This is a genomic window from Georhizobium profundi, assembly GCF_003952725.1.
Taxonomy (GTDB): domain Bacteria; phylum Pseudomonadota; class Alphaproteobacteria; order Rhizobiales; family Rhizobiaceae; genus Georhizobium; species Georhizobium profundi.
Window position 1 is genome coordinate 3,250,188 of record NZ_CP032509.1, and the last position, 21,088, is coordinate 3,271,275.

The following is a 21,088-nucleotide window of genomic DNA, read 5'->3' on the forward strand; positions in this document are numbered from 1 at the left end:
GACATCTTGTGGGACCCGGATATGCGATCCAACATCTTCTGGAGCACGCAGGTCTTTGTGATAAGAGAAGTCGCCCAGCGCACGAACCGACGGCGCCGGTGAAGAATTCGGAGTTACTGTGGTTCACCTGACCAAATCCGGCCTGAAATTTTCACGCCGCACCGACAAGGACGTCGCCTTCGACCAGTACGAAGCGGGAGTTCCGTCCTACCAAAACGCCATTGATCTCCTGCCCGGCTGGACCGGCAGCTTTCCCGATGCGCTGAAACTGAAGGCCGGCAGGCTCGCGCTCTACAACGATCATCGCATCGCGTGGATGATCAAGCAGATGGGCTCGCTCGAGGGCAAGAAAGTACTCGAGATCGGCCCGCTCGAGGGCATGCACACCTACATGATCGATCAGCAGAAGCCGGATCGGGTCGATGCTGTGGAAGCGAACCGGCTCTGCTATCTGCGCTGCCTGATCACCCGCGAAATCCTCGGCATGAACCACGCCCATTTCCATCTTGGGGATGCGATGGCATGGCTGAAGGAAAAGCCGGAACGCTACGATCTCATCGTCGCATCCGGCGTTCTCTACCACATGGCCGAGCCGGTTGAGCTTCTCCGGCTGATGGCGGAAAGAAGCGACGCCGTCTTCATTTGGACGCATTATTTTCCGGATGTCTCTGAAAAGACCGAGCCGTGGCGACAGGCATTTTCGGGCAAGACCGAGACGCGAGAGCTGAACGGGATACCGGTGCGTCTCTATGAGCGTGGCTACTTCAACGCTTCGTCCAACGCGTCGTTCTGTGGGGGCCCGAAGGACCGTCATTATTGGGTCCATCGAGAAGACATCCTCTCGTTGCTGACATCCTTTGGCTACGGCAGCATCGAAATCATGGGTGAGGACCGCAACCACAGCGGTGGCCCCTGCTTTTCGCTTCTGGCAAAGCGCAACTGACGCACCAAGAGCAGGTATCGGCACGTTGCTCTTCAATCTGGAACACGACACCAGAAACGCGATCATCGGCTACCTCGTGCCCGACGGCTTCGCCGACCGGCCGAGGATCATCGTGCGCGACGGGCAAGAGACGCTGTTCGAGATGGAGTGCAACGAAATGCGCGAGGCGGTCCTTCGCGCGGGTCGGCACGAAACGGGCATGATCGGGTTTCGTATCGACGATACGATCCTTCCGGACATCGAGCAGAGGCCGGAATTGACGCTCTGGGACCACAAGTCGGGCGTCCTGATCTATCGCCGCGCTCCTCCTGCAAGCATCGTCCAAAAGAAGCTGGTCCGCGTCGAAACGCAGATGATCCCTTTTCTCGCGATGGACAAAGCGATCAAGCCGCATTTCCAGTATGGCGCGGATGGGGTCGACCGGTTCGGTCTCGAGACGGTGCAGCAGATGTTTCACCTGAACGCCGTTCCGTCGATCTATCTCGCCGGCCGCTTGCAGATAAGGACGTTCACCGAGTTTCTCGATCGCGACTTCCAGGCGATCGCCGTCATCAACGACCCTTACATGGAGATGGCGGAGCGCCTGTTCCTGCTGCAGCGGTTCAAGTCGGTGCCGCAAGGGATTTTCGGGGATCGTGACCGCATGACCTTCGGGCCTGCGGTCGAGCACTTTGCCGAGGTCGACATCTCGTCGTCAGCTTCGCTGAAGGACGCGCTCAAAGTCATGCCAGATCCGGTGTCGCGCATCTTGAACGCGCCGCTGACACGACAGATCGCGCTGTCGAGCGGCGACGAGTCGCTTGGCCCAAATGCCGTGCCGGCGGCGGTCGACATGTTGTCACGTTTCGCGGTGGTCGGATTGCGCGAGGCGCCGGAGACCTATATCGAACCGATTGCCGAACTGATCGGCGTCGAGCCCTCGACCTTGCCGGAGGCGAGCAATTTTTCGCAGATCGCATCCATTGCCGATCGGCTGCGTGACCTGCCGATTGCCGAGAAATTGCTCGAAAAGGACATAATCGTCTACCATTTCGCACGCCAGGCGATCCTTGATAGCTACAAGCGAACCGCGGACCTTTGATCAGGGCTTGAGCGCCCTGCTGGAGAACTGCCCATGGCGGCCACCAAAACCGCGCAGAAGGACAAGTCCGGGACCTTTCAGGTCGACGCGGAGGCGCTCGACGGCCGCAGCCTGCGCACCGGCGATGGCACCATGCCGAGCACGACCAGCGGGACAGCCGTCGGTGTCAAGGAAATCGATGCAGAGACAACCGCAGCAGCGCCGCAAACGGCGAGCGGCGGCGGTTTCTGGCGTCTCAGCACTATCAGCCTGCTCGTGTGCGTCGCCCTGCCCTTCATCCTCGCCTGCTTCTATTATTTTGCGCTCGCCACTGACCAGTATGTGGCCGAGACGCGCTTCGCGGTGCGCTCCCTTGCATCCGGTTCCAGCAGCGATGCCAGCGGCCAGCTTTTGACGACAAGCCCGCTGGCGCAAGATGGGTATGTCGTCACAAGCTTCATCCATTCGACCGAGATCCTCCGTCGCATCGAAGAGCGCGTCGATCTGCGCAGCTACTTTCAGCGCGACGAGATCGATTACTTTTCGCGCCTTGCCGACGACGCCACGCGCGAAGATCTGCTGGATTATTGGTCGAACCAGGTCACGACCTACATCGATGGACCCTCCGGCATCATCACGCTGCGCGTGCGCGCCCATTCGCCCGAAGATGCACGCGAACTCGCCCAGATCATCATCGAGGAGAGCGAAATCCTCGTCAACCAGCTCTCCGAGCGCGCGCGCGCCGATTACATCAGGCGTGCCGAACAGGAGGTCGCGTCCACTGCCGGGCGCTACGAGCAGGCGCTGGCGCAGCTCAACGAATTCCAGAACGACCGCAGCATCCTCAGCGTCGAAGCACAGGCGACGGAGACCGGTCAGCTTCTGACCGGGCTTCTCCAGGAGAAGTTGACCGTCGACAGCCGGCTGTTCGTCCTCGCGCAGAATTCCATCAGCGACGCTCCCCAGGTGAGACAGCTGCAGCGCACGCAGGAAGCGCTCGACACGCAGATCGCCGAACTGCGTGGGCAACTGGCCTCAGGCGACACTGCAGACGGCAACCTGTCGCGCTACCTGCGTGAGTTCGCGGAGTATGAGACGGAGCGTCTGCTGGCCTCAGGCCTTTACGAAGCTGCACGGCGCAATCTCGCGCAGGCTGAGTTGGAAGCCGATCGACAGGCGGTCTACGTTACCGTCTTCGTCGAGCCGAGTGTTCCGGAAGATGCGCGCTACCCCCAGCGCTTCATCATGCCGCTGTTGATCCTGCTCGGTTGTGCGATCGCCTGGGGCATCGTTGCCCTCATCATCGCCTCCGTCGAAGACCATCGGACCTGAGGGCTGACGGATGGAAACGACGGTCGAGCTGCGCAACGTCACCAAGTACTACAAGACCGAAGGTCGCAAGAAGATGATCCTGGACAAGGTCTCGCTTGCGTTCGAGCGAGGCTATTCCTACGCGATCCTTGGCGTCAACGGCGCGGGGAAATCGACGACTTTGCGGCTGATCTCCGGCTCCGAACTGCCGAATTCTGGCAAGATCAAGCGGAATGTCCGGGTGTCCTGGCCGCTTGGTTTCGCCGGCGGTTTCCATCCGATGATGTCGGGGCGCGACAACCTCAAATTCGTCGCACGCGCCTATGGCGCGGATGTCGGCGAAGTGACGGAGTTCGTCGAGGATTTCGCAGAGCTCGGCGACTACATCAAGGCTCCGATCAAGACCTATTCGTCGGGCATGTCGGCCCGCCTCGCCTTCGGTCTTTCAATGGCCATAGAATTCGACTGTTATCTGATCGACGAGATCACGGCGGTCGGCGATGCACGTTTCCAAGCCAAATGCCGAAAGGCGTTTCTGCGGCGCCAGGAGACAGCGGACCTCATTGTCGTGTCGCATTCGATGAGCACCGTCAAATCCTATTGCCAGCGCGGGATCGTGCTGGTCGATGGTCATCCGATCTATTTCGACGATGTCGAGAATGCGATCGAGACGTATTACAGGCTGAACCGATGATGCTGGGCGCAGACCGATGAGCAACAGGCCCGACGAGATCACCGGCGATCGCCAGCCGATGTCGGCGCTCGATCGCAACAAGCAGGCGACGACGGCGCTGGCGGTCGTGGCGCGCAAATTGCGTTTGACGACATCGCAGCGCGGCAAGCTTTATGCTTCGGTCGGCTTGCGCCCGCGCGGCATCGACAAGCTCATGAAGGCGCTGTTCATCGCCGCCTTCGTCATTTTCTTCGCACTGCCGAACATCGCCAGCGGCCTGTATTACGGGCTGCTCGCCTCCGACCAGTACATGTCCGAAACGCGCTTTACGGTGCGGACATCCGAGCCGATGCAGGCGGCGGATCAGTTCGGAGATATGAGCGGCATTCCCTCCGCCAAGATCGTGCAGGACACGCAGATCGTTGCCAACTACATCATCAGCCGCACCATGCTGGAACGGCTGGAGCGCGAGGCCGACTTCATCGGGCGCTACAGTTCCGACCAGGCAGACTGGCTGGCGCGGCTGCCGGAAGGCGAGACGATCGAGGAGCGGCTAGAATATTGGGAATCCATGGTCGATGTCGGCATCAGCCCGTCGAGCGGCATCATCACCGTCCAGGTCCGCGCCTTCAGTGCCGAGGATGCAAGGGCAATCGTGCAGGAGGTCGTCGCAGCCTCGGAAGCGCTGATCAACGACCTCAACGACCGGATCTGGAACGATGCGACGGCATCCGCGCGTGCTCAGGTCGAACGTGCGACGGCAAGCCTCAGCCAAGCGCGGCAGGCCTTTGAAACGGCGCGAAACGAGTCCGGCATCCTGGCTGTGGAAGAAACCTCCACGTCGCTGTCCGCTCTCCTCACACAGCTGATGGGCGAAAAGATCGAGCTCGAAGGCCGCATGAACGCGGTGAGCGACAATGTCTCGCGCGATGCGCCGCAAATGCGGGTGCTTGCGCGCGAAATCGAAGCGAAGGACCAGCAGATCGCGCAATTGCGTTCGCAGATTGCGAGCACCAGCGGGGGCGGGACGACGCTCGCCGACACGTCCACCGTATTCTCGCAGCTGACCTTGGAGCAGACGATTGCGGAGCAGCAGCTGACTGCAAGCATCACAGCCCTGGAGCAGCTGCAATATCTCAGCCAGCAGCAGTTGATGTATCTCGACCCGTTCCTGGCGCCAACGCTGCCGGACGGTGCGGAATATCCGCGCCGCGCTTTCTGGAGCATGATCATCTTCGTCGTGAGCCTGCTAACATTCGGCATCGTGGCCGGCATTCTGTCGATCGTGAGAACCCGCCTTGGCTGATGCCGTCATCGGCTCTCAGCGGTCGCTTTTCGACCGGTGGTCCGATCGTGCCTACCGGGCTGTTCCCCGCCCGCACGCGCTCGCTTCACGGAACCGCCGACCACCGGTGCGCAGCGTTCTCGTGCTTCGAAAAGGCAACAACCCGACTTACAGCTATTATTTCAAAGCTCGCCTCAAGGCCTTAGCGCCGCTTCCCTATCAGTCGCGCTGCATCGACACCGAGAGCCTCGAGGGCATCGATCCCGCCGGGCTCTTCGTCATCATCTGCCGCTATATCAAGCCGGCACAGCTGCGCTGGCTCGAGCAGCATCAGTCCAAGCTCGCCGGTGTCGCACTCTTCATCGATGACGACATTGCCGCCTTGCTGACCGGAACCGAGGCGGTCTGGCATTACCGCCTTTATCTGGCGTCGATGACGCTGCTGCCGCTCCGTCGTCTGAACCGGTTGCTCACGCATGTCTGGGCTTCCACGCCTGCGCTGAAGAAAGCACTCGCAGCCGGTGGTCGCCCGGTATCATTGCTCCCGCCTGCCCCGGATACTGCAGAGCATCTGCCGCTCAGCTCCAAATCATCCAAAGAACCGGTGAGCGTGGCGTTCCACGCAACCGGCGTGCATGGCCGGGAACACCGTTTTCTGGTGCCGATCGCGCAGCGGGTGGTGGCGCGGCACCCGAATGTCCGGTTCGACATTCTCGCTCAGGGCGACGATCGGAAGCTCTGGCTTTCCGCCGGGCTGCCGGAGCACCAGTTGCGGATCGTTCCACTGATGCGCTGGCCGGAGTACCACCGCCATTCGCGCGATACCGGGGCAGACATCTTTGCCGTGCCGCTGATGGACAACCGTGAAAACGCCGCGCGGGCCGATACCAAGCGCATCGACTGCGCCCGCCTCGGGGCGGCAGCGGTCTTTTCCGACAGCCCCGCCTATTCCTCGCGGCGGCATCCGGACGAGATCCATATCGGAAACAACCCCGAGATCTGGGTGGAAACCCTTCTCGATCTCGCCGACAATCCGCAGCGGCGCGAGAAGGCCGCGCAGGCGACGCGCGATGTCGTGGCCGCCATGGCGGATGATCTTCGATTTCCCGACCTCGACCTTTCGCCATCGCCGCCGCGTTGACTATGGGCGGCAAGTCTTCCAGAAAGCAGCCGATTCATGCGCCGTGGAGCGCATGACGCACCGACTTCCCGATCCTTATAAAAACAGGCCGTCATGCTTGAGCCGATCAACGATCTCGCCGAAATCGAGCCGCCCGTGGTCTGGCGCAGTCTTGGCGACGACCCCCGTTTCGTCGTGCGGCTGCCTTTCATCCGCGAGAAGCGCTATCTCGTTTTCCGGCTGTCGGTTGAGGAAGGCACGATGGAGCCGCAGCTCTATGTGAACTTCGGCCTGGGCTTCAAGGAACGCCAGTCCTTCAATCCGCGCAGTTCGCGCCGCCATGCCATTCTGGTCGATGTCGGCGGCATCGGCACTGTCCGTTCGATTCGGCTTGATCCGAACAACCGGCCGGGAGACTTCACCTGCCATGCCGACGCTTTTCGCAGTCGAGCCGAGGCCGAAGCCGTCGCGGAGGCCTGGTGCCAGGGAACGCCTGGTGCGGTTCGCAGCAAGTTCGGGCGGCTGAGCCGGCTGATCTTCTCCGGTCTGCCTTTCGGCTTCGGCAAGACCAACAAGCTCGCCCACCATCTGGAAGAAATCTACCAGCTGGCGGCCATCGAGACGGCGGAGCTGTCGTTCGCACTCTCCGAGAAGCCGTTTCTCAGCCTTGTCGTACCGGTCTATAATGCGCCGGATCGTTACCTGGATGAATTGCTGCGGTCCTTCCGGCGGCAGATGGCCGGCACGGTCGAATTGATCCTCTCCGACGACGCCTCCCCCTCTTCCACGACACAAGCCTGGCTCGACAAGGCGGCTGAGTTCGAAGATGTGATCGTGGTGCGCAATCCGGTCAATCGCGGCATCGCCGAGACGACCAATTCCGGCATCGCGGTTGCCACCGGCGAATGGATCGCGCTGCTCGACCATGACGATGCGATCGCGCCGTCGGCTTTGGCGCTGATCCGCGCCACGATCGAGCGCAATCCGGGCGTTGAATTCCTTTATACCGATGAGGTAGTGACCGACGGGCGCCTCACGCCCACCAGCCTGATGGCGAAACCCGCCTACGACCCGGTGCTGCTTTCCGGCGTCAACTACATTAACCATTTCTCGGTCTATCGCGCCGAACGCCTGCGCGCCATCGGCGGACTGCGCCCCGGTTTCGAGGGCTCCCAGGATTACGATCTGCTGCTGCGGTATCTGGCGGACCTCACCGACGACCAGGTGATCCATTTGCCCTATCCCGCCTATTGGTGGCGTCGGGACGGGCGGACCTATTCGCGACAGAACATGGGGCCTTCGACCGACAGCGCGCGGCGCGCCATGAAGGAAGCCTATGGACGGCGCGGCGACGACGTGGAGATCGTCCCGGCGCTGACCGACACGCTGCACAAGGTCGAGTTTCTGCGCCTGCGCGATGCTCTGCCGAAACTCTCGGTCATCATTCCCAACAAGAATGGACTGCCGCTCATCCAGCGCTGCCTTTCGGACCTGATGGAGAAGACCGACTATCCGGACTTCGAAGTCATCATCATCGACAACGGTACGACCGACCCTGCCGTGCTTTCGCTCTACGACCAGATGACGAAGCGTCACGACAACATTTCCGTCGACATCGAGCCGGCGAAGTTCAACTTCTCTCGCGCGGTCAACCAAGGCATCGCCAAGGCCAGGGGCGAGCATTTCCTGCTTTTGAACAACGACATCTCCGTCATCGATCCGAGCTGGATGAAGGAGATGGTTGCGTGTCTGGCCTATGAAAAAGCCGGAATTGTCGGGGCGAAGCTTCTCTATCCCAACGACAAGATCCAGCACGCCGGCGTGATCGCTGGTTTCGGTGGGCTGGCCGGCCACTGGTATCTCAATCGCTCGGCGAATTTTCCCGGTCCGATGAACAGGCTGCATGTGCGTTCGTCGATGAGCTGCGTCACCGGGGCGGCGATGCTGATTTCGGGCGACTGCCACGCCGAGATCGGCGCGTTCGACGAGGAGAACTTCCCCGTCGCCTATAATGATGTCGATTACTGTCTGCGGGCCTATCGTGCCGGCTGGCGGGTGATCTGGACGCCGTTCGCCTGCCTGCACCACCACGAGTCCGCCACCCGCGGCTCGGAAAAGAGCCCGGAAAACAAGGTGCGCTTCGAGCGCGAGAAAGACAATCTGCGCCGTCTGCACCGCACGACGCATTTCGTCGATCCGGCCTCGAGCCCGCTGCATTCGCGCGATCGCTCAAACCCGGAACTGCAGAAGCTCGACCACCTGCCGCAGGCGCGGCACTGGCTGCCGAAGCACTAAGCCTAGTCTGCCGCGCCCATGCGCTCTTCCAGCGAAGCGGGTTCGGGAGACGCCATGTCCGAGGCCGCTTCCGTAGGCTCGGGCTCGGGCTCGCCGACAAATTCCAGCAGAATGTTCAGCCGGCGCGCATCGCCCATTTCAGGCGTGATGCGCAGCCTGAGTCCGTTTTCGACCCTATCGACGCGCTCCATGTCTTCCAGGGCAGCGATGTGACCCGTCGGCAGTTCCATGCCGTAATTGCGCACTGCGCTCCGCATGGCACTCAGCACGGTATTGCGGGCGCTATCGGACGTCGCGGGATCCAGTTCGTTCAGCTTGATTCGGATCGTCGGCGGATCGAGGCTCCCGCGGCCGCGCACCAGCGTGAACAGAGACGTTGCGGGCCCCTCCTCGGGCACCGGTTCGACATTGGCGAGCACCGGGGAGCACTCCCAAGCGCCGTTGCGCAAAAGTACCGATTGCAGGCCCGGCTCGACCAGCCCGAAGACGGACAAGGCGCCGCACAGAACCTCTGGTCGCGCCGTCACGCGCTCCACGCGCTTCGAGAGAAGCCGCGACGGTCGGTCCGTGGGCTTGCGCAGCGACTTGATGCGACCGCCCTTGTCGATCGGCTCGACTGTCTGTCTCGTTTCTGCCTCTGGCTCCGACGCCTGGGCGAATGTGGGTGACGGCTCGACGACCGCCACGAGGGCAAACGTTGCGACGAGACCGAAACCCGTTTTGCGCGATCGCAGTGGGCGCACTGTCCTCATCCTTGAAACCAATTCAGTCCATCGTCCTCTTCGCGTGCAACCTAGCATGCGAGGGATGGAGGTCACATCAACCAAGCTAACGATCGGCACGCTCGGCCGTTCGATCCAGCCAGTGGTTGATCGCGGGACGGGCAAGGCTGGAAAATCGGCCGAGAAGCGACACGCGCAACCCGGGATAGATGGCGAATTTGCCCCGCTCGAACTCGCGAACGACGCTTGTCGCCAATTGCTCGGCCGTCATGATGCCGCCGGTCTTCGTAATTTTTGCGGTCTCCGGCGGCTTCAGCCGGTTCTCCGCTTCCAGCTGCGGCGTTTCTGTGTCTGGCGGAAAACAGACGGCGACCTTGATGCCATGGCGGCGCGCTTCCGCCCGCAACGATTCCGCAAAGCCAGCAACTGCGAATTTCGATGCGCCATAGGCCGTATAGCCGAACAGACCCACAAAGGCTGCGGCAGACGAGACCAGCAGGATCTCGCCGCTGCGTCTCTGCGTCATGCCCCGATAGACGGCGCGCACGGCATGGACCGTCCCGTGGAAATTGATGTCCATCTGCTGGCGAAAGCTGTCGGCATCCAGCGCCTCGAAATAGCCTGGGACGGCAACGCCGGCCGAGGTGATCAGACGCGCCGTCGGGCCGAACTCCGATTCGGCAGCGGCGATTGCTGCCTCCAGCGCCGCTGCGTCACGCACATCGGCGGAATGGGCGGACAGGGTGCCGCCTGACGCCGCGAGCCTTTCCTTGCAGGCGGCAAGACGTTCGGCATCCCGCGCGATCAGGGATACACGGTCGCCGCGGGCAAGGTGCAGGCGGGCGAAGGCCTCGCCGATGCCGCTCGATCCTCCAGTGATGACGACATGCTGCATCGCTGTTCCTGTTTTAACGCTCAGTTCCCGATTTGTCGCGTTTCCGGACGGTGGATCGTGGCCACTTCACCTGAAAACGCTCAGTGCGCGAGCGGCAGCGGCGGCAGGCCGTATCCGGTTTCGCCGCTCTCCGCCAAGGCATCCATGCGCCGGACGATCTCGGCGATGGCGGCTTCCCTGCCCTCTTCGCCGTAGAATGTGCCGCGCACCTGAATATCCATCAATGCCCGCAGGAAGAGTTCGAGGAAAGGCCCATCCACGGGCTCCGGATCGCGCCAGAAGCTATCGATGCCGCCCTGGTGGGTCAGCCCATCGATGTCGAATACGGCCGAGCCCATTGCGATGGACGGCTTACGGTTCATGATGCAGTGCAGGCCGACGGTCGAATTCACGTAGATGACGCCCTGCGACGAGCGGATGAGATTGCCGAGATCTCCGCCACGGATGAGATCGGTGCGTCCGACGATGCCGTAGCGCTTTTCCAGCCGCTTCAGCCGGCGCGGCCAGTTCTCGAGCCCGTTGTCGAGCGGGTGCATCTTGAAGAGCAACCGCCGGTCCGCCGGCGCGTTTTGGGCAAAAGACGAGACGATCTCTTCGAGAAATTCTTCCAGGTGATCATAGGGTGACGACGCGCGAATCTGGTAATCCTGCTGCAACTGCATCGCAACCATGTTGTAGGGGGCATTGTCGCGCATGAGCCGCGCTTCGACTTCACCCGCGCGACGCTTCGCGCGCAATTCGCCCGCCAGAACGACGAGCCAGGCTAGATAATCGAAGCCCGGCCAATAGTAGCGATCGGACCGATAGAAGGGATAGGCCGGCCGCCCCACTTCCGAGAGCAGCGCGAAGGTGACCTCGCCGAAGGCTTCCTCGGAGAAGGTGTGGTGATAGCGCGGCCGCAGATCCGGCAGGACATGGCGCTCGGCACGCTCGGCGATGCCTTCACGCGTCTTCGGAAAGAGCGAGCGCGCGCCCATCGCCTCGGGCTCGAAGGTCAGCCAGTCCGGACGCAGATAACCGAATTCGACCGCCCAACAGCGCACGCCAAGCGACCGCGAAATTTCCAGCGCTTCGGCATGATAGGGCAAACGGTCGGCGTAATAATAGATGTCGGTGACACCTTTGGTCCGGATGAAATCGGTCAGCCAGGCGCCCCAATTCCCCATGCGTCCGCGGTAGTCGAAGGCACCCTTGCGGCGCCAGAAGACGCGATCGCCGAGCGAAAAATTGATCTTCAGCACGCGGTGGCCGGCCGCATCCAGGCCATCGCCAAGCGCGCTCCAGAAGCGCGATGGGTGGCCCTGGAGAAAAAGGATCGTCAGGCGTTTGGTATCAGACATTGCGCAAGCTGCGGTGGATCGGCGCCCGTCGATTGCACAGGCCGACCGCGCGTGCAATGTTAAATGCCATGTGCGCGCCTGGCGCGTTTACCCATCCCTAAAATGACAGATCGCCTGCCAGTGCGCCGTTTCCTTTTCCTGCAAGGCCCCTCCTCTCCCTTTTTCGCCCGTGTTGCGCGTGAGTTGAGGCGCTCAGGTGCCGAGACGTTGAGGGTCGGCACCTGTCCCGGCGACCGGCTCTTCTGGTTGCAGGGCGCGGGCGACTACATCGCATTTCGAAAGCCACCTGAAGACTGGCCGGAGACCGCGCGTGCGATCATGAAAGACGGGGCGATCACCGATCTCGTCTGCCTCGGCGACGGACGGCCGTTTCACCGGGATGCGATCGGCGTTGCCCGGGATCTCGGCGTTCGCATATCCATCGTCGAACAAGGCTATCTCCGGCCCGGGCTGCTGACGATCGAGCCGAATGGCATGGGCGGAAATTCCGGCATACCGGCTGCGTTCGAGGCTGATCGGCAGTCCCAATTTCCCGTTGCAGAGCCGCGGTCGTTCAAGTCGAGCTTCCTTCTCTATGCGGCCTACGACGTGGCCTTTCATTTCGCCAATCTCGTCGGCGCGCCATTTGCCTACCCGCATTACCGCAACCACGCCCTTCACGGCACGCTGGACGAATGGCGCGGCTGGATCGGCAAGGCGTTGAAGCGTCCGGCACGACGCAAAGCTCGAGACGAGGCCCTGGCCGAGATCGAGCATCATGACGGACGCGTCTTCCTCTTTCCGTTGCAGCTGGAGACCGACTACCAGATCCGCCAGCACGGCTATCGCGACGGGCTTCGGACGGCTCTCGCCGATGTGGTCTCTTCCTTTGCGGCGCACGCGCCGAAAGACGCGCTGCTGGTGGTCAAGGTCCACCCGATCGACAATGGGCTGACGCCCTGGGCCGCGATCATCGAGGATTTGAAAAGGCAGCATGGCTGCGAGCGCGTGGTTTTTCTCGACGGCGGTGATCTCGAGCGGCTGATGCAGCGCTCGGCCGGCATCGTCACCGTGAATTCGACGGTCGGATTGTCGGCGCTTTCCCACGGTCGGCCGGTGAAGGTGTTGGGAAGCGCGATCTACGATCTCGAGGGGCTCACCGACGACCAGGCGCTGGAGCGATTTTGGCAGGCGCCTCTGGCACCGTCGCCGGCGAGGGTGTCGGACTTTCTGACATTCCTGAAGACGACCGTGCTCGTTCCCGGCGCCTTCGAAGGAGAAGGCGCGATCCCCGGCGCATGCGCAGTTGCCGATCGCCTCCTTGCTCCACCGCCTTTCTGAATGGCATTTCAATCGGTGGCCAAGTGGTCTATTGGGACGTGACGGGCCCGCCCCGGCATCTTGGCAGCAAGACATTGTTTACCGATCAGGCTCTATCGTTTCTTCTGGCGGAGTGGCCGCGCTTGCATTCTTGGTGCCAAAAGGACACACCGGCCGCCTCTCCCGAACGCCAATCGCGGCTTTGGTTTACTTTTGGGCACCACGTTCTAATGATGCGGCCGTGCGGGGCTCGAGTACCGAATGCGAGTGAGGACATACCATTTTGATTAGTCGACAGTCTGGGACCGCCCTGCGCGTCAAGCTCATCTGTGCGACCGCAAGCCTCGGCGTTCTGGCCGGTTGCCAGGCGCTGCCGGGCGAAGGCCCAAGCGCGCTCTCCATTGCATCCACGGCCGGTCAATCCGCCGCCGAACAGAACCGCCCCACCGCTACGGTTTTCGATGTCGTCCAGGTGGACGCTTATTCCGCACGTCTGGTCGCAGACTACACGGCACGCATGCTGAACCGTCGCTTCGGTATCGGCAGCGCCGGCAACACGGCCCTCATCGGTGTCGGCGATCAGGTCCAAGTCACGATCTTCGAGGCGGGCGAAAGCGGCCTGTTCTCCACCGCCGAATCGAAGCAGACGTCGCTGCAGCTCATCGTCCAGCCGGACGGCCGGGTGCCGATCCCCTACGTCGGCTCGGTCCAGTTCGCCGGGCGGACGGCCGAACAGGTGCGCCAGGCGATTCTATCCTCGCTGCGTGACAAGGCCGTCGAGCCCGACGTCATCATCACGACGACGTCTACCGATTCGCGCGCCGTCACGGTGGCGGGCGCGGTCAACGCTTCCCAGCAGGTCTCGCTGTCACTCAGCGGCGACCGAATCATGGATGTGATCGCCAAGGCCGGTGGCCCGCGCCAGGAGCCCTACGAGACCTATGTGACGCTGACCCGCGGCCAGAGCACCGGCACCGTGCTCTTGAAGTCGATCATCGAGGATCCGTCCGAAAACATCTTCGTACAGCCGAACGACCAGGTCTTTGTGACGCATGATCCGCGCACGTTCACCATCCTCGGCCAGACGTCGTCCAATTCGCGCATTCCGTTCGGTTCGAACGACCTGAACCTCCTGGAGGCGATTGCGCTTGCAGGCGGCGGCGAGGATTCATCGGTCGACGCGCGCGGCTACTTCGTGTTCCGCTACGAGGAGCCGGAGATCGTGAAGCTTCTCATCGGTGACGCGCGCTTCAAGGCGCTGATGGACAAGGGTTACGCGACCGACAAGAACGGCCGCTTCCCGATCGTCTACCAGTTCGACATGCGCAATCCCGACAGCTTCATCACGGGCCAAACCTTCCCGGTCAAGAATCGCGACGTGATCTACGCATCGCGCCATCCGACCGTGGACATCCAGCGCTTCCTGTCGCTCGTGTCGCAGCCCGTCGGCGTCGCAAGCGGTGTCGTTAGGCTCAGCGAATAAATTGCAGCGCAGGCAACCGCCTGCACGCGAATTTCCTGCCGGGCGCATTGATTAGTCCGGCAGTTTTCTTTAGGACGCACAGGCGTTACGGAGAGGTGGCCGAGTGGTCGAAGGCGCTCCCCTGCTAAGGGAGTATACCGGGAACGGTATCGAGGGTTCGAATCCCTTCCTCTCCGCCACTTGCCCCTGCGAAAGCGTTCTCCCGATCCGCCTGCGGCCGGATTTTTCCGTTGTTTTCGAGGGTTATGCGGGAGAGGCTGAGCACTGGCCTCGGCGCAAGGTGGCCCGGAAGCGGTCTCCCAAGGCCGATATTCTCCGGAGCTGTGAACTGCGCCAGTTTCGGTGAATTTCTGTAAGAGGCTGAAATCGAACGCATACTTCCGTGACCCGCTGAACACTTCGACAGCGGTCGCGTTTCGAGATGCGACTGCGGTCCAACGGATGCGCGAGCCTAGAAGTGGTCGCGCTCGTTCTTCGGCTTCTTCGGCGCCCATCACTCCTGTGGCATTGCCCTTATGTGAGCTGAAACGGCCCTTCGTCCCACTTGCTGCTGGTGAACTCGTTCAACTGAATCCCAAGCCTCCCCGGATCTTCAACCAGAAGGTACCTCCAGACACCGTGCCCGCCGAGGCGATTGACCGCTTCCACCCATCGCTCTGCGGCCTTCGCCTTGGCATCGGCGTCGTCCGTAACTTGTCCCTTGATCTCCACGATGACATTCTCGTCGCGGTCCGTGACGACGATGAAGTCTGGGATGTAGCGAGCAAGCAGGCCACGCTGACGATAGGGAATCGTGAAACCCAACCTGTCGTTCTTTACCCACCGCTTCACACCGCTATGGCTATCCAGCAGGAACGCTGCGCTCTGCTCCCACTTTTTCGTGTCAGCCACCATCGCATTCAAATGGCAGCGGGTGACTGGATAGATCGGCTTCGTAGTGTGGAAGTCGACGTAAATCGTACTTCCCCTGCCTGCCGCTCCCTGGGGGATAATCGCGACCTCACCTTGGTCGGTCGCGGAGCCCATCTTGATGGCCTCTAAAAGAGACCCGATGGCCGCCTGCATATACTCTCCGACAAGCAGTACATCACAGGGGCGGCTGTCCCCTTTGCGGTCCAGTTTCTCTGCAAGAAAGCGCTTGGCTGCAAAGGCGACCTTCGGAAACAGCTGGTGGATAGGCACGGCCTCGGCACCGTTGTCGGCTTGCCATCGATCGCATATTTCCCGTGCCAACCTGAATGCGACTTGCTGGTCTCGGAAGCGGGAGCGCCAATCCTTGAGAGACAGGATCGGTCGCTCACCTGGGCCGAACGCGGCGAGGCTGCCGTCCGGCGTCGTCAATGGGGTCAGCTCGACAACTTGAGGGATCTTCATCGGGTCGAGCGTGACCTTGGCCACCTTGCTCCAATCTATGTGAACCTCAAACTGCCCAGATTGGTGGTAGCCCGATACCACGGGAAAGTTGATTTCGTACTCAGCCTTCTCTGGCACCGAGTAGATGTGGTTAGGGTCCGGCTGAGGCGGCTGTGGGCCAACAGGCTTGACCTTGAAAGGAATAAGCTCGAACGGCACACCGAAAACCTTCGCCGTCTCCTCGGCGAACATCTGTGTTTCTTCATTGAGCGCGTAGCTCTTACGTCGCAGCGCCCTTCCGACGACCTGCTCGCACAGGAGTTGGGAACCGAAAGGACGCAAACCGACGATGTGGGTGACCGTATTTGCGTCCCAACCTTCGGCCAGCATCGCGACTGAGACGATGCATCGAACATCTCGCCCTGGAGGGACGCGCTCGTCGACCCACTTGAGCGAGCCGTCATTGTCGTCGCTCGCGACCTTGTCGTTGTGCTTCCGGACGAGTTCGGACCAGTCCTCGGGAACCTTGCCGCCAGGCCACCCCGACTTGCCTACGGTGTCGAGTATGAAGCGCAGGCGCCGCGTTTCGTCCTTCGACCCGCCTTCCTCGATGTCCTCCATGACTTTCGAGTCGATGCGGACTGTGACTTCCTGCCCAGGCGCATTCCGGAACCAGGCGGGTGACACGCCATAGCTATCATTCCCGTTCGCCAACCAGTCGTGCACCTCCCTTGCCACCGCGGTATCCCGACAAACCACGATAAAGACCGGCGGCACCGGATGTTTCTGTTGCTGTTTCGAATGCTGCTCCCATTCGACGAAACGCTCGTGCCACTCCTGAGCAAGTAGGTTGATCGGTGCCGAGGCGTAATTCATCACGATCTCGGGCGTGATCGTTGTCCCTAGACCATCTTCCTTCGCCTTGGCCTGAACCCAGCGCCAGATATTGAAGTACGCTGCCTCTTCGGCACCCGAGACGTCTCGTGCCGGAAGCTGCGGGATCTTCACCAAGCCGGATTCGATGGCATCGAGCAGCCCGAAGTCTGTCACGACCCACGGGAAAGGCTTCCCGACCTCGTTACCAGATCCTTGGATGTAGAAGGGCGTCGCGGAGAGATCGATGCAAAGATTGATCCCCCGCCGCCGACTGCCTCCAGCCAGCTTGTTGATCCGGTCTAGGCCTTCGATCCAGATGGTGGCCTCCCGGGCGTTCTTCTTCGCGAGATCCTTGTCTTCGTCGAGGCTTTCCTCAGTGGCTGCGTCACCCCGGCGATAGGCATGGTGCGCCTCGTCGTTGAAGATCAACCAGTGCGGGCTCCGGCCCTTGCCACTGCCAAGCTCCCGCCGAATGCGCTTGAACCAGGCCTGGTCAGACTCGAAGTACTTCGTCTCGACGCTCTCGTTGGCCTTGCCCGCGTTCTTCAGCACCTCGACCGGCTCACCGGTCTTCACGACCTTGGCGCTGTCGCCGTTGACCGAGTTGGTCTCTTTCTTCGCTAACCGATGCCAGTTGGCGATCATGACCTCACCACGCCGCAGCTCTTCCATCCGGTGGGGCGGGACCAGCTGGCGGGTTCGGTACAGGCTCAGATCGCCAAGCGCTGGGTCCAGTTCTTGCAGCCGCTCACGGATCGTCACGTTGGGGCAGACGATCAGGACGGTGTCCGAGAAACGGTCGTCGCGGGGTGAGGCGACGCGGTTCAGGATTGACCAAGCGGCCAGCATGCCCATCACAGTCGTCTTGCCGCTGCCGGTCGCCATCTTGCAGGCATAGCGAAGGAAGGCGCGCACGCCGGCAGCCTTGGCCTCAAGTCCCGGCTCATCCTTGGGTATTTCGGGAAGGCCTCGGCGATAGACGTCCTTGGCCTCGACCAGGAAGATGATCGTCTCGACAGCCTCGATCTGGGCGAAGAACAGGCGCTGCATGCGCTGATCGCTGCGCCACAGATCCAGAAGCTCGCGCGTCACAGGGGACGCTCCGTCGTAGGCGACGCCGCCGCTGTGCACGCCCGCCCGCCAGTCCTTCACCCGGCCGCGGATGGCATTGACGATCTCGAGCTCGACTTCCTCACCCGCCTGGCTCTCGAACAGCTCGGCCTGGTCGCGGTTCGCGCGGCCGCGACCGGCATGTTCCGGCACACGGTAGAAGTAACTCGCGCGGCGCCGACCCTCGGCCTTGTAGGGCGGCTTGGCCTTCTCGATCTTCCAGTGGCACTTCGGTTCCACGAAGGGCGAATTGATGATCGGGGACTCGACCTCGGCGACGGTGAGCGGGGCGTCCTGCTGCGCGGCCTCGGGCATCAGACGGCATCCTCTTCGCTGCGGGTTGCCATCAGCTCGTTGCCGCGCTCGTCGATCACCTTGACCGCGATCCGCTTCTTGTCACCCAGCGCGAAGGGTTCGCTGACCGTTCCCGCGAGATGCGACCAGACGCTGTCCTCGAACTGACCCTTCAGCGACTTCTGCAGGTTGTCCCATGCACTGGTCTTTGGAAAGAACACCTGGCTGGCATAGAACGCCATATTGTTGTGATTGGTGTCGAGCATCCAGCACGGCAGGTTCTCGGCGTCGATGTGGTCCGTGTCCATCAGGTGCGGCAGGAAGATGTCGAGGCCGCGCAGCACAACACGATAGAGCAGCGCGCCATCGTCGCGCTTTCCCGCCTTTTCCAGCCGGATATCGGGCAAGCCGGTGATCGAGAAGATTTCGCTGTTCTTCGAGGTCTTCAGCAGATCCGACATCACCACATCTGGTGTGACGGCGATGTAGGCGGTCGGGATCTTCATCTTTTCCAGCAGCTCGCGCGCCTTGGCTTGGATCGCGAAGCCGAACAGGAACAGCTGACCGAAGCCCTGCTGCATCGCCTCCATGGCCGCGTTGAACACGTAGTCCGACCCGATAGCGCCATCCTCAGGGCCGAAGGCAATGGCGATGGTCTTCTCGCTGCCGTTCTTCGCCACGGCCTCGGCATGCAGATATTCGCGATCGGCAAGCGGGCGAACATTGTCGAGTTGCAGCGTCACGTTGCCCGGCACGTTCAGCGACTTGCTCTGCCGCAGCACCTCAATCATGCGGTCAAGGTACGCCCGTGGGCTCGAGGATTGCGGCTGCGCCGAAGCGCCATCGGCATCCTCCTCCATACTCATCGCGGCCTGAATCGTGGCTTCGACGGTGAAGGGGCCGCAAACGCGGGTGATCTTGTCGTTCACCTCGGGGCGATCGACCAGCACCTCCATTTTGGGGTCTTCTTCGTTGGCGATTGACTTGAGCGTGATGCGCGGGACTAGACCTCCGACTTCCTCGCCCTTCTTGTTGCGCTTGCGCTCGTAGACGAAGCTGCCAGCCGGCCCTTTCGATGGCTCTTTCAACTTGTACCAAGGGAACGTGGTCGTGAGCAGACGCTGCCGAGCAAGCGCCACCGGCACACGAGAAGTGTCGATGGTGATCCAGCGGCGGCCCCATTGCTCGGCCACGACTGCGGTGGTCCCCGAACCGCAAGTGATATCCAGCACCAACTCGCCGGGATCGGTGGTCATCTGCATGCAGCGTTCGATCACCTTGAAGCCCGTTTGCACGACGTAGATCTTGTCGTCGGTAAAGTTGCCGGTGATCGTGTCGGTCCAGATGTTGCCGATCTGCTGGAATGGAAAGTCATCGGCGAAGCGGCGATATCGGATGCTGTTCTTCGCGACGTGAATTCGACCGGCTTCTGCCAAACGGTTCATTCCGTCTGGATAACTCGCCTTCCAGTGTGAGTTTCCTCCTGGCAGATAGGTCTTTCCAAGATGCTCGAATGGCTGTGTTTCGGACGCCGCTCCCTGTGACTGAATATTATCGGGATTGTATAGTCGCACGTCCTTCGGCAGTTCTTCCTCTCCGCGAGCTTCAGCGGCAGTGACACCACGATATGTCCCGTCAGGGAACAGCACCCAGCGCGCATTGCCTTTTCCGAGTTCAACCGGCTGCGGCTGAAATACCTTGTTATATTTGACCTTACTCTTGTCCTTCGAATACCAGAGCAGGAAATCACCGAGCGTTGGGAGCGTCGTCGACTCGAAACCCGACGTTGTCTGAAAGCTGATCTGGGAGACAAAGCCGCCCGGAAACACCTCGTCCAGCACTTCGCGAACGTGATGCACGTTGTCGTCCGAAATCTGCACGAAAAGCGAACCTGACTCTGTCAGCAGTTCCCTCGCCAGCATCACGCGGTCACGCAGGTAGGCCAGATAGGAGTGCAGGCCGAGCTCCCACGTGTCCCGATAGGCTTTCACCATCTCGGGCTCGCGGATCATCTCGTCGTCCTTCCCGTGATCCACCCGGTTTTTTCGCACGAAGGGCTGGAAGTTCGAGCCGAACTTCACGCCATAGGGCGGATCGAAGTAGATCATCTGAACCTGACCACCCATACCCTCGTACTCAGTGAGCGAGTTCATCACCTGCAGCGAGTCGCCAAGGATCAGGCGGTTGGTCCACGGGCCCTTGTGTTCGTAGGCGTCCATTCGGTCGGCGATGTCGAGGTCCACGTCCCCGAACAGGTCCAGCGTCTGCCCGCGCGCCTTGTGCGATTTCAGTGTCTCGAGGATCGCCTGCGTCGAATGCCGCTCATGCACGAACAGCGGTAGCGTTGGCACGCTTATCTGCTGCCGCTCGGCCTTGCCCGCCCAGTTCAGGAAGGGCTTGGTCAGGCTGCGCAGCCGCGCCGCGCATTGCGAGAGCGAGGTGAACCGCTCCTCCGTGCCCTGCCAGACCTGTGGCTGGGCGAAAACCGTGATCTCTCCCTTCTCTGCGGCCTCGGCCACCAGTTCGAGCAGCCATTCCGCAAAGGGCCGCTCGCCGTTCTCGTCCCACGCCAGTTCCGGCGCGAGGCTGGAATCGTAGCGGTACGTCTTCGGCGGCTTGCGATGCGAAAACTGCGCCTCGACCCCCACATCCGGACGCAACACCGCCTCGTCGGCATGGGCGTAAGCCGCCGCTCCGTTCCCGGCAGGCACGGGGGCTGGCTTGGACGTCGCTGCCGCGGCGGCCGAGGACGCTTTTCCGTTTGTCAGCGCGACGGAGCCGCCGCGCCCCTTGCCCTTTACAATCAACCCCTCAGCAACAAGTGCCTCCTTGGCCGCGAGATAGTCGCCTTCATCCAGATCCGACAGTTGGTTTCGAAGCACACCAAGGAGAGCCTGGTTGCCGATGGTCGAGCCGTCTTGAGGAACATTTGCAAGGATGAGGTCGCGCAAGGAATTGGACATGGGTACGGCTGAAACCTTCGGCATAAGCGGCTGATCGGGATAGCCTATTGTGCGAGGCTTGTTTTG

The 21,088-nt window shown here is 61.6% G+C and carries 14 protein-coding genes and 1 tRNA gene; 10 read left to right on the plus strand and 5 right to left on the minus strand.

The window, feature by feature from the left end; translation table 11 throughout:
• Positions 1-118 precede the first annotated feature (118 nt).
• The 7 genes from D5400_RS15635 (at position 119) to D5400_RS15665 (ending at position 8,687) form a co-directional block, all read left to right on the plus strand.
• Positions 119-943 (plus strand): class I SAM-dependent methyltransferase, encoded by an 825-nt coding sequence (locus tag D5400_RS15635; RefSeq protein ID WP_245451316.1) that lies wholly within the window; start codon positions 119-121, stop codon positions 941-943.
• Between the two features lie 25 nt (positions 944-968).
• A complete protein-coding gene (locus D5400_RS15640) occupies positions 969-2,024 on the plus strand; it encodes a hypothetical protein (protein WP_126010855.1) in 1,056 nt (351 codons plus the stop codon).
• Between the two features lie 33 nt (positions 2,025-2,057).
• Entirely contained in the window at positions 2,058-3,335 is a 1,278-nt protein-coding gene (locus tag D5400_RS15645; RefSeq protein WP_126010856.1) for a KpsE/RkpR family capsule polysaccharide export protein, read from the plus strand.
• A 10-nt stretch (positions 3,336-3,345) separates the two neighbouring features.
• On the plus strand, positions 3,346-4,008 hold the full coding sequence (locus tag D5400_RS15650) for an ABC transporter ATP-binding protein (protein WP_126010857.1): 663 nt from the start codon (positions 3,346-3,348) through the stop codon (positions 4,006-4,008).
• 16 nt (positions 4,009-4,024) lie between these two features.
• Positions 4,025-5,293 carry a KpsE/RkpR family capsule polysaccharide export protein gene (locus D5400_RS15655; protein WP_126010858.1) on the plus strand — a complete coding sequence of 423 codons (1,269 nt, stop codon included), beginning with the start codon at positions 4,025-4,027 and terminating at the stop codon, positions 5,291-5,293.
• The gene (locus D5400_RS15660) at positions 5,286-6,413 is read left to right on the plus strand and encodes a glycosyltransferase family protein (protein ID WP_126010859.1); all 1,128 of its coding nucleotides are present in this window, start codon (positions 5,286-5,288) and stop codon (positions 6,411-6,413) included. Before D5400_RS15655 ends, D5400_RS15660 begins: the two co-directional genes overlap by 8 nt.
• A 93-nt stretch (positions 6,414-6,506) precedes the next feature.
• Positions 6,507-8,687 (plus strand): glycosyltransferase family 2 protein, encoded by a 2,181-nt coding sequence (locus D5400_RS15665; protein WP_245451317.1) that lies wholly within the window; start codon positions 6,507-6,509, stop codon positions 8,685-8,687.
• A gap of 2 nt (positions 8,688-8,689) precedes the next feature.
• Here D5400_RS15665 and D5400_RS15670 read toward each other — a convergent pair whose 3' ends face one another.
• The 3 genes from D5400_RS15670 to D5400_RS15680 all read right to left on the minus strand — a co-directional run bounded on the left by D5400_RS15670 (position 8,690) and on the right by D5400_RS15680 (position 11,644).
• The gene (locus tag D5400_RS15670; RefSeq protein ID WP_126010860.1) at positions 8,690-9,430 is read right to left on the minus strand and encodes a DUF6030 family protein; all 741 of its coding nucleotides are present in this window, start codon (positions 9,428-9,430) and stop codon (positions 8,690-8,692) included.
• Positions 9,431-9,515: 85 nt separating this feature from the next.
• Positions 9,516-10,304, minus strand: a complete 789-nt coding sequence (locus D5400_RS15675; RefSeq protein WP_126010861.1) for an SDR family oxidoreductase — start codon at positions 10,302-10,304, stop codon at positions 9,516-9,518.
• Positions 10,305-10,384: 80 nt separating this feature from the next.
• Entirely contained in the window at positions 10,385-11,644 is a 1,260-nt protein-coding gene (locus tag D5400_RS15680; RefSeq protein WP_126010862.1) for a capsule biosynthesis protein, read from the minus strand.
• A gap of 207 nt (positions 11,645-11,851) precedes the next feature.
• Here D5400_RS15680 and D5400_RS15685 point away from each other — a divergent pair, with 207 nt between their 5' ends.
• The 3 genes from D5400_RS15685 to D5400_RS15695 all read left to right on the plus strand — a co-directional run bounded on the left by D5400_RS15685 (position 11,852) and on the right by D5400_RS15695 (position 14,605).
• Positions 11,852-12,964 carry a capsular biosynthesis protein gene (locus tag D5400_RS15685; protein ID WP_164527911.1) on the plus strand — a complete coding sequence of 371 codons (1,113 nt, stop codon included), beginning with the start codon at positions 11,852-11,854 and terminating at the stop codon, positions 12,962-12,964.
• 262 nt (positions 12,965-13,226) lie between these two features.
• Positions 13,227-14,426 carry a polysaccharide biosynthesis/export family protein gene (locus D5400_RS15690; RefSeq protein ID WP_404862324.1) on the plus strand — a complete coding sequence of 400 codons (1,200 nt, stop codon included), beginning with the start codon at positions 13,227-13,229 and terminating at the stop codon, positions 14,424-14,426.
• 89 nt (positions 14,427-14,515) lie between these two features.
• Positions 14,516-14,605: transfer RNA gene (locus tag D5400_RS15695), tRNA-Ser, on the plus strand.
• 334 nt (positions 14,606-14,939) lie between these two features.
• Here D5400_RS15695 and D5400_RS15700 read toward each other — a convergent pair.
• Complete coding sequence (locus D5400_RS15700; RefSeq protein WP_126010864.1) at positions 14,940-18,080, minus strand: BPTD_3080 family restriction endonuclease; 3,141 nt, start codon at positions 18,078-18,080, stop codon at positions 14,940-14,942.
• Positions 18,080-20,770 (minus strand): site-specific DNA-methyltransferase, encoded by a 2,691-nt coding sequence (locus tag D5400_RS15705; RefSeq protein ID WP_126013423.1) that lies wholly within the window; start codon positions 20,768-20,770, stop codon positions 18,080-18,082. The genes D5400_RS15700 and D5400_RS15705 overlap by 1 nt, the downstream gene beginning before the upstream one ends.
• Positions 20,771-21,088 lie beyond the last annotated feature (318 nt).

What these genes read in the sequence shown, in the direction of transcription:
- D5400_RS15645 (WP_126010856.1), top strand. Translation starts at nt 2,058, where the DNA reads ATGGCGGCCACCAAAACCGCGCAGAAGGACAAGTCCGGGACCTTTCAG.
- D5400_RS15650 (WP_126010857.1), top strand. Translation starts at nt 3,346, where the DNA reads ATGGAAACGACGGTCGAGCTGCGCAACGTCACCAAGTACTACAAGACC.
- D5400_RS15655 (WP_126010858.1), top strand. Translation starts at nt 4,025, where the DNA reads ATGAGCAACAGGCCCGACGAGATCACCGGCGATCGCCAGCCGATGTCG.
- D5400_RS15665 (WP_245451317.1), top strand. Translation starts at nt 6,507, where the DNA reads ATGCTTGAGCCGATCAACGATCTCGCCGAAATCGAGCCGCCCGTGGTC.
- D5400_RS15675 (WP_126010861.1), bottom strand. Translation starts at nt 10,304, where the DNA reads ATGCAGCATGTCGTCATCACTGGAGGATCGAGCGGCATCGGCGAGGCC.
- D5400_RS15680 (WP_126010862.1), bottom strand. Translation starts at nt 11,644, where the DNA reads ATGTCTGATACCAAACGCCTGACGATCCTTTTTCTCCAGGGCCACCCA.
- D5400_RS15700 (WP_126010864.1), bottom strand. Translation starts at nt 18,080, where the DNA reads ATGCCCGAGGCCGCGCAGCAGGACGCCCCGCTCACCGTCGCCGAGGTC.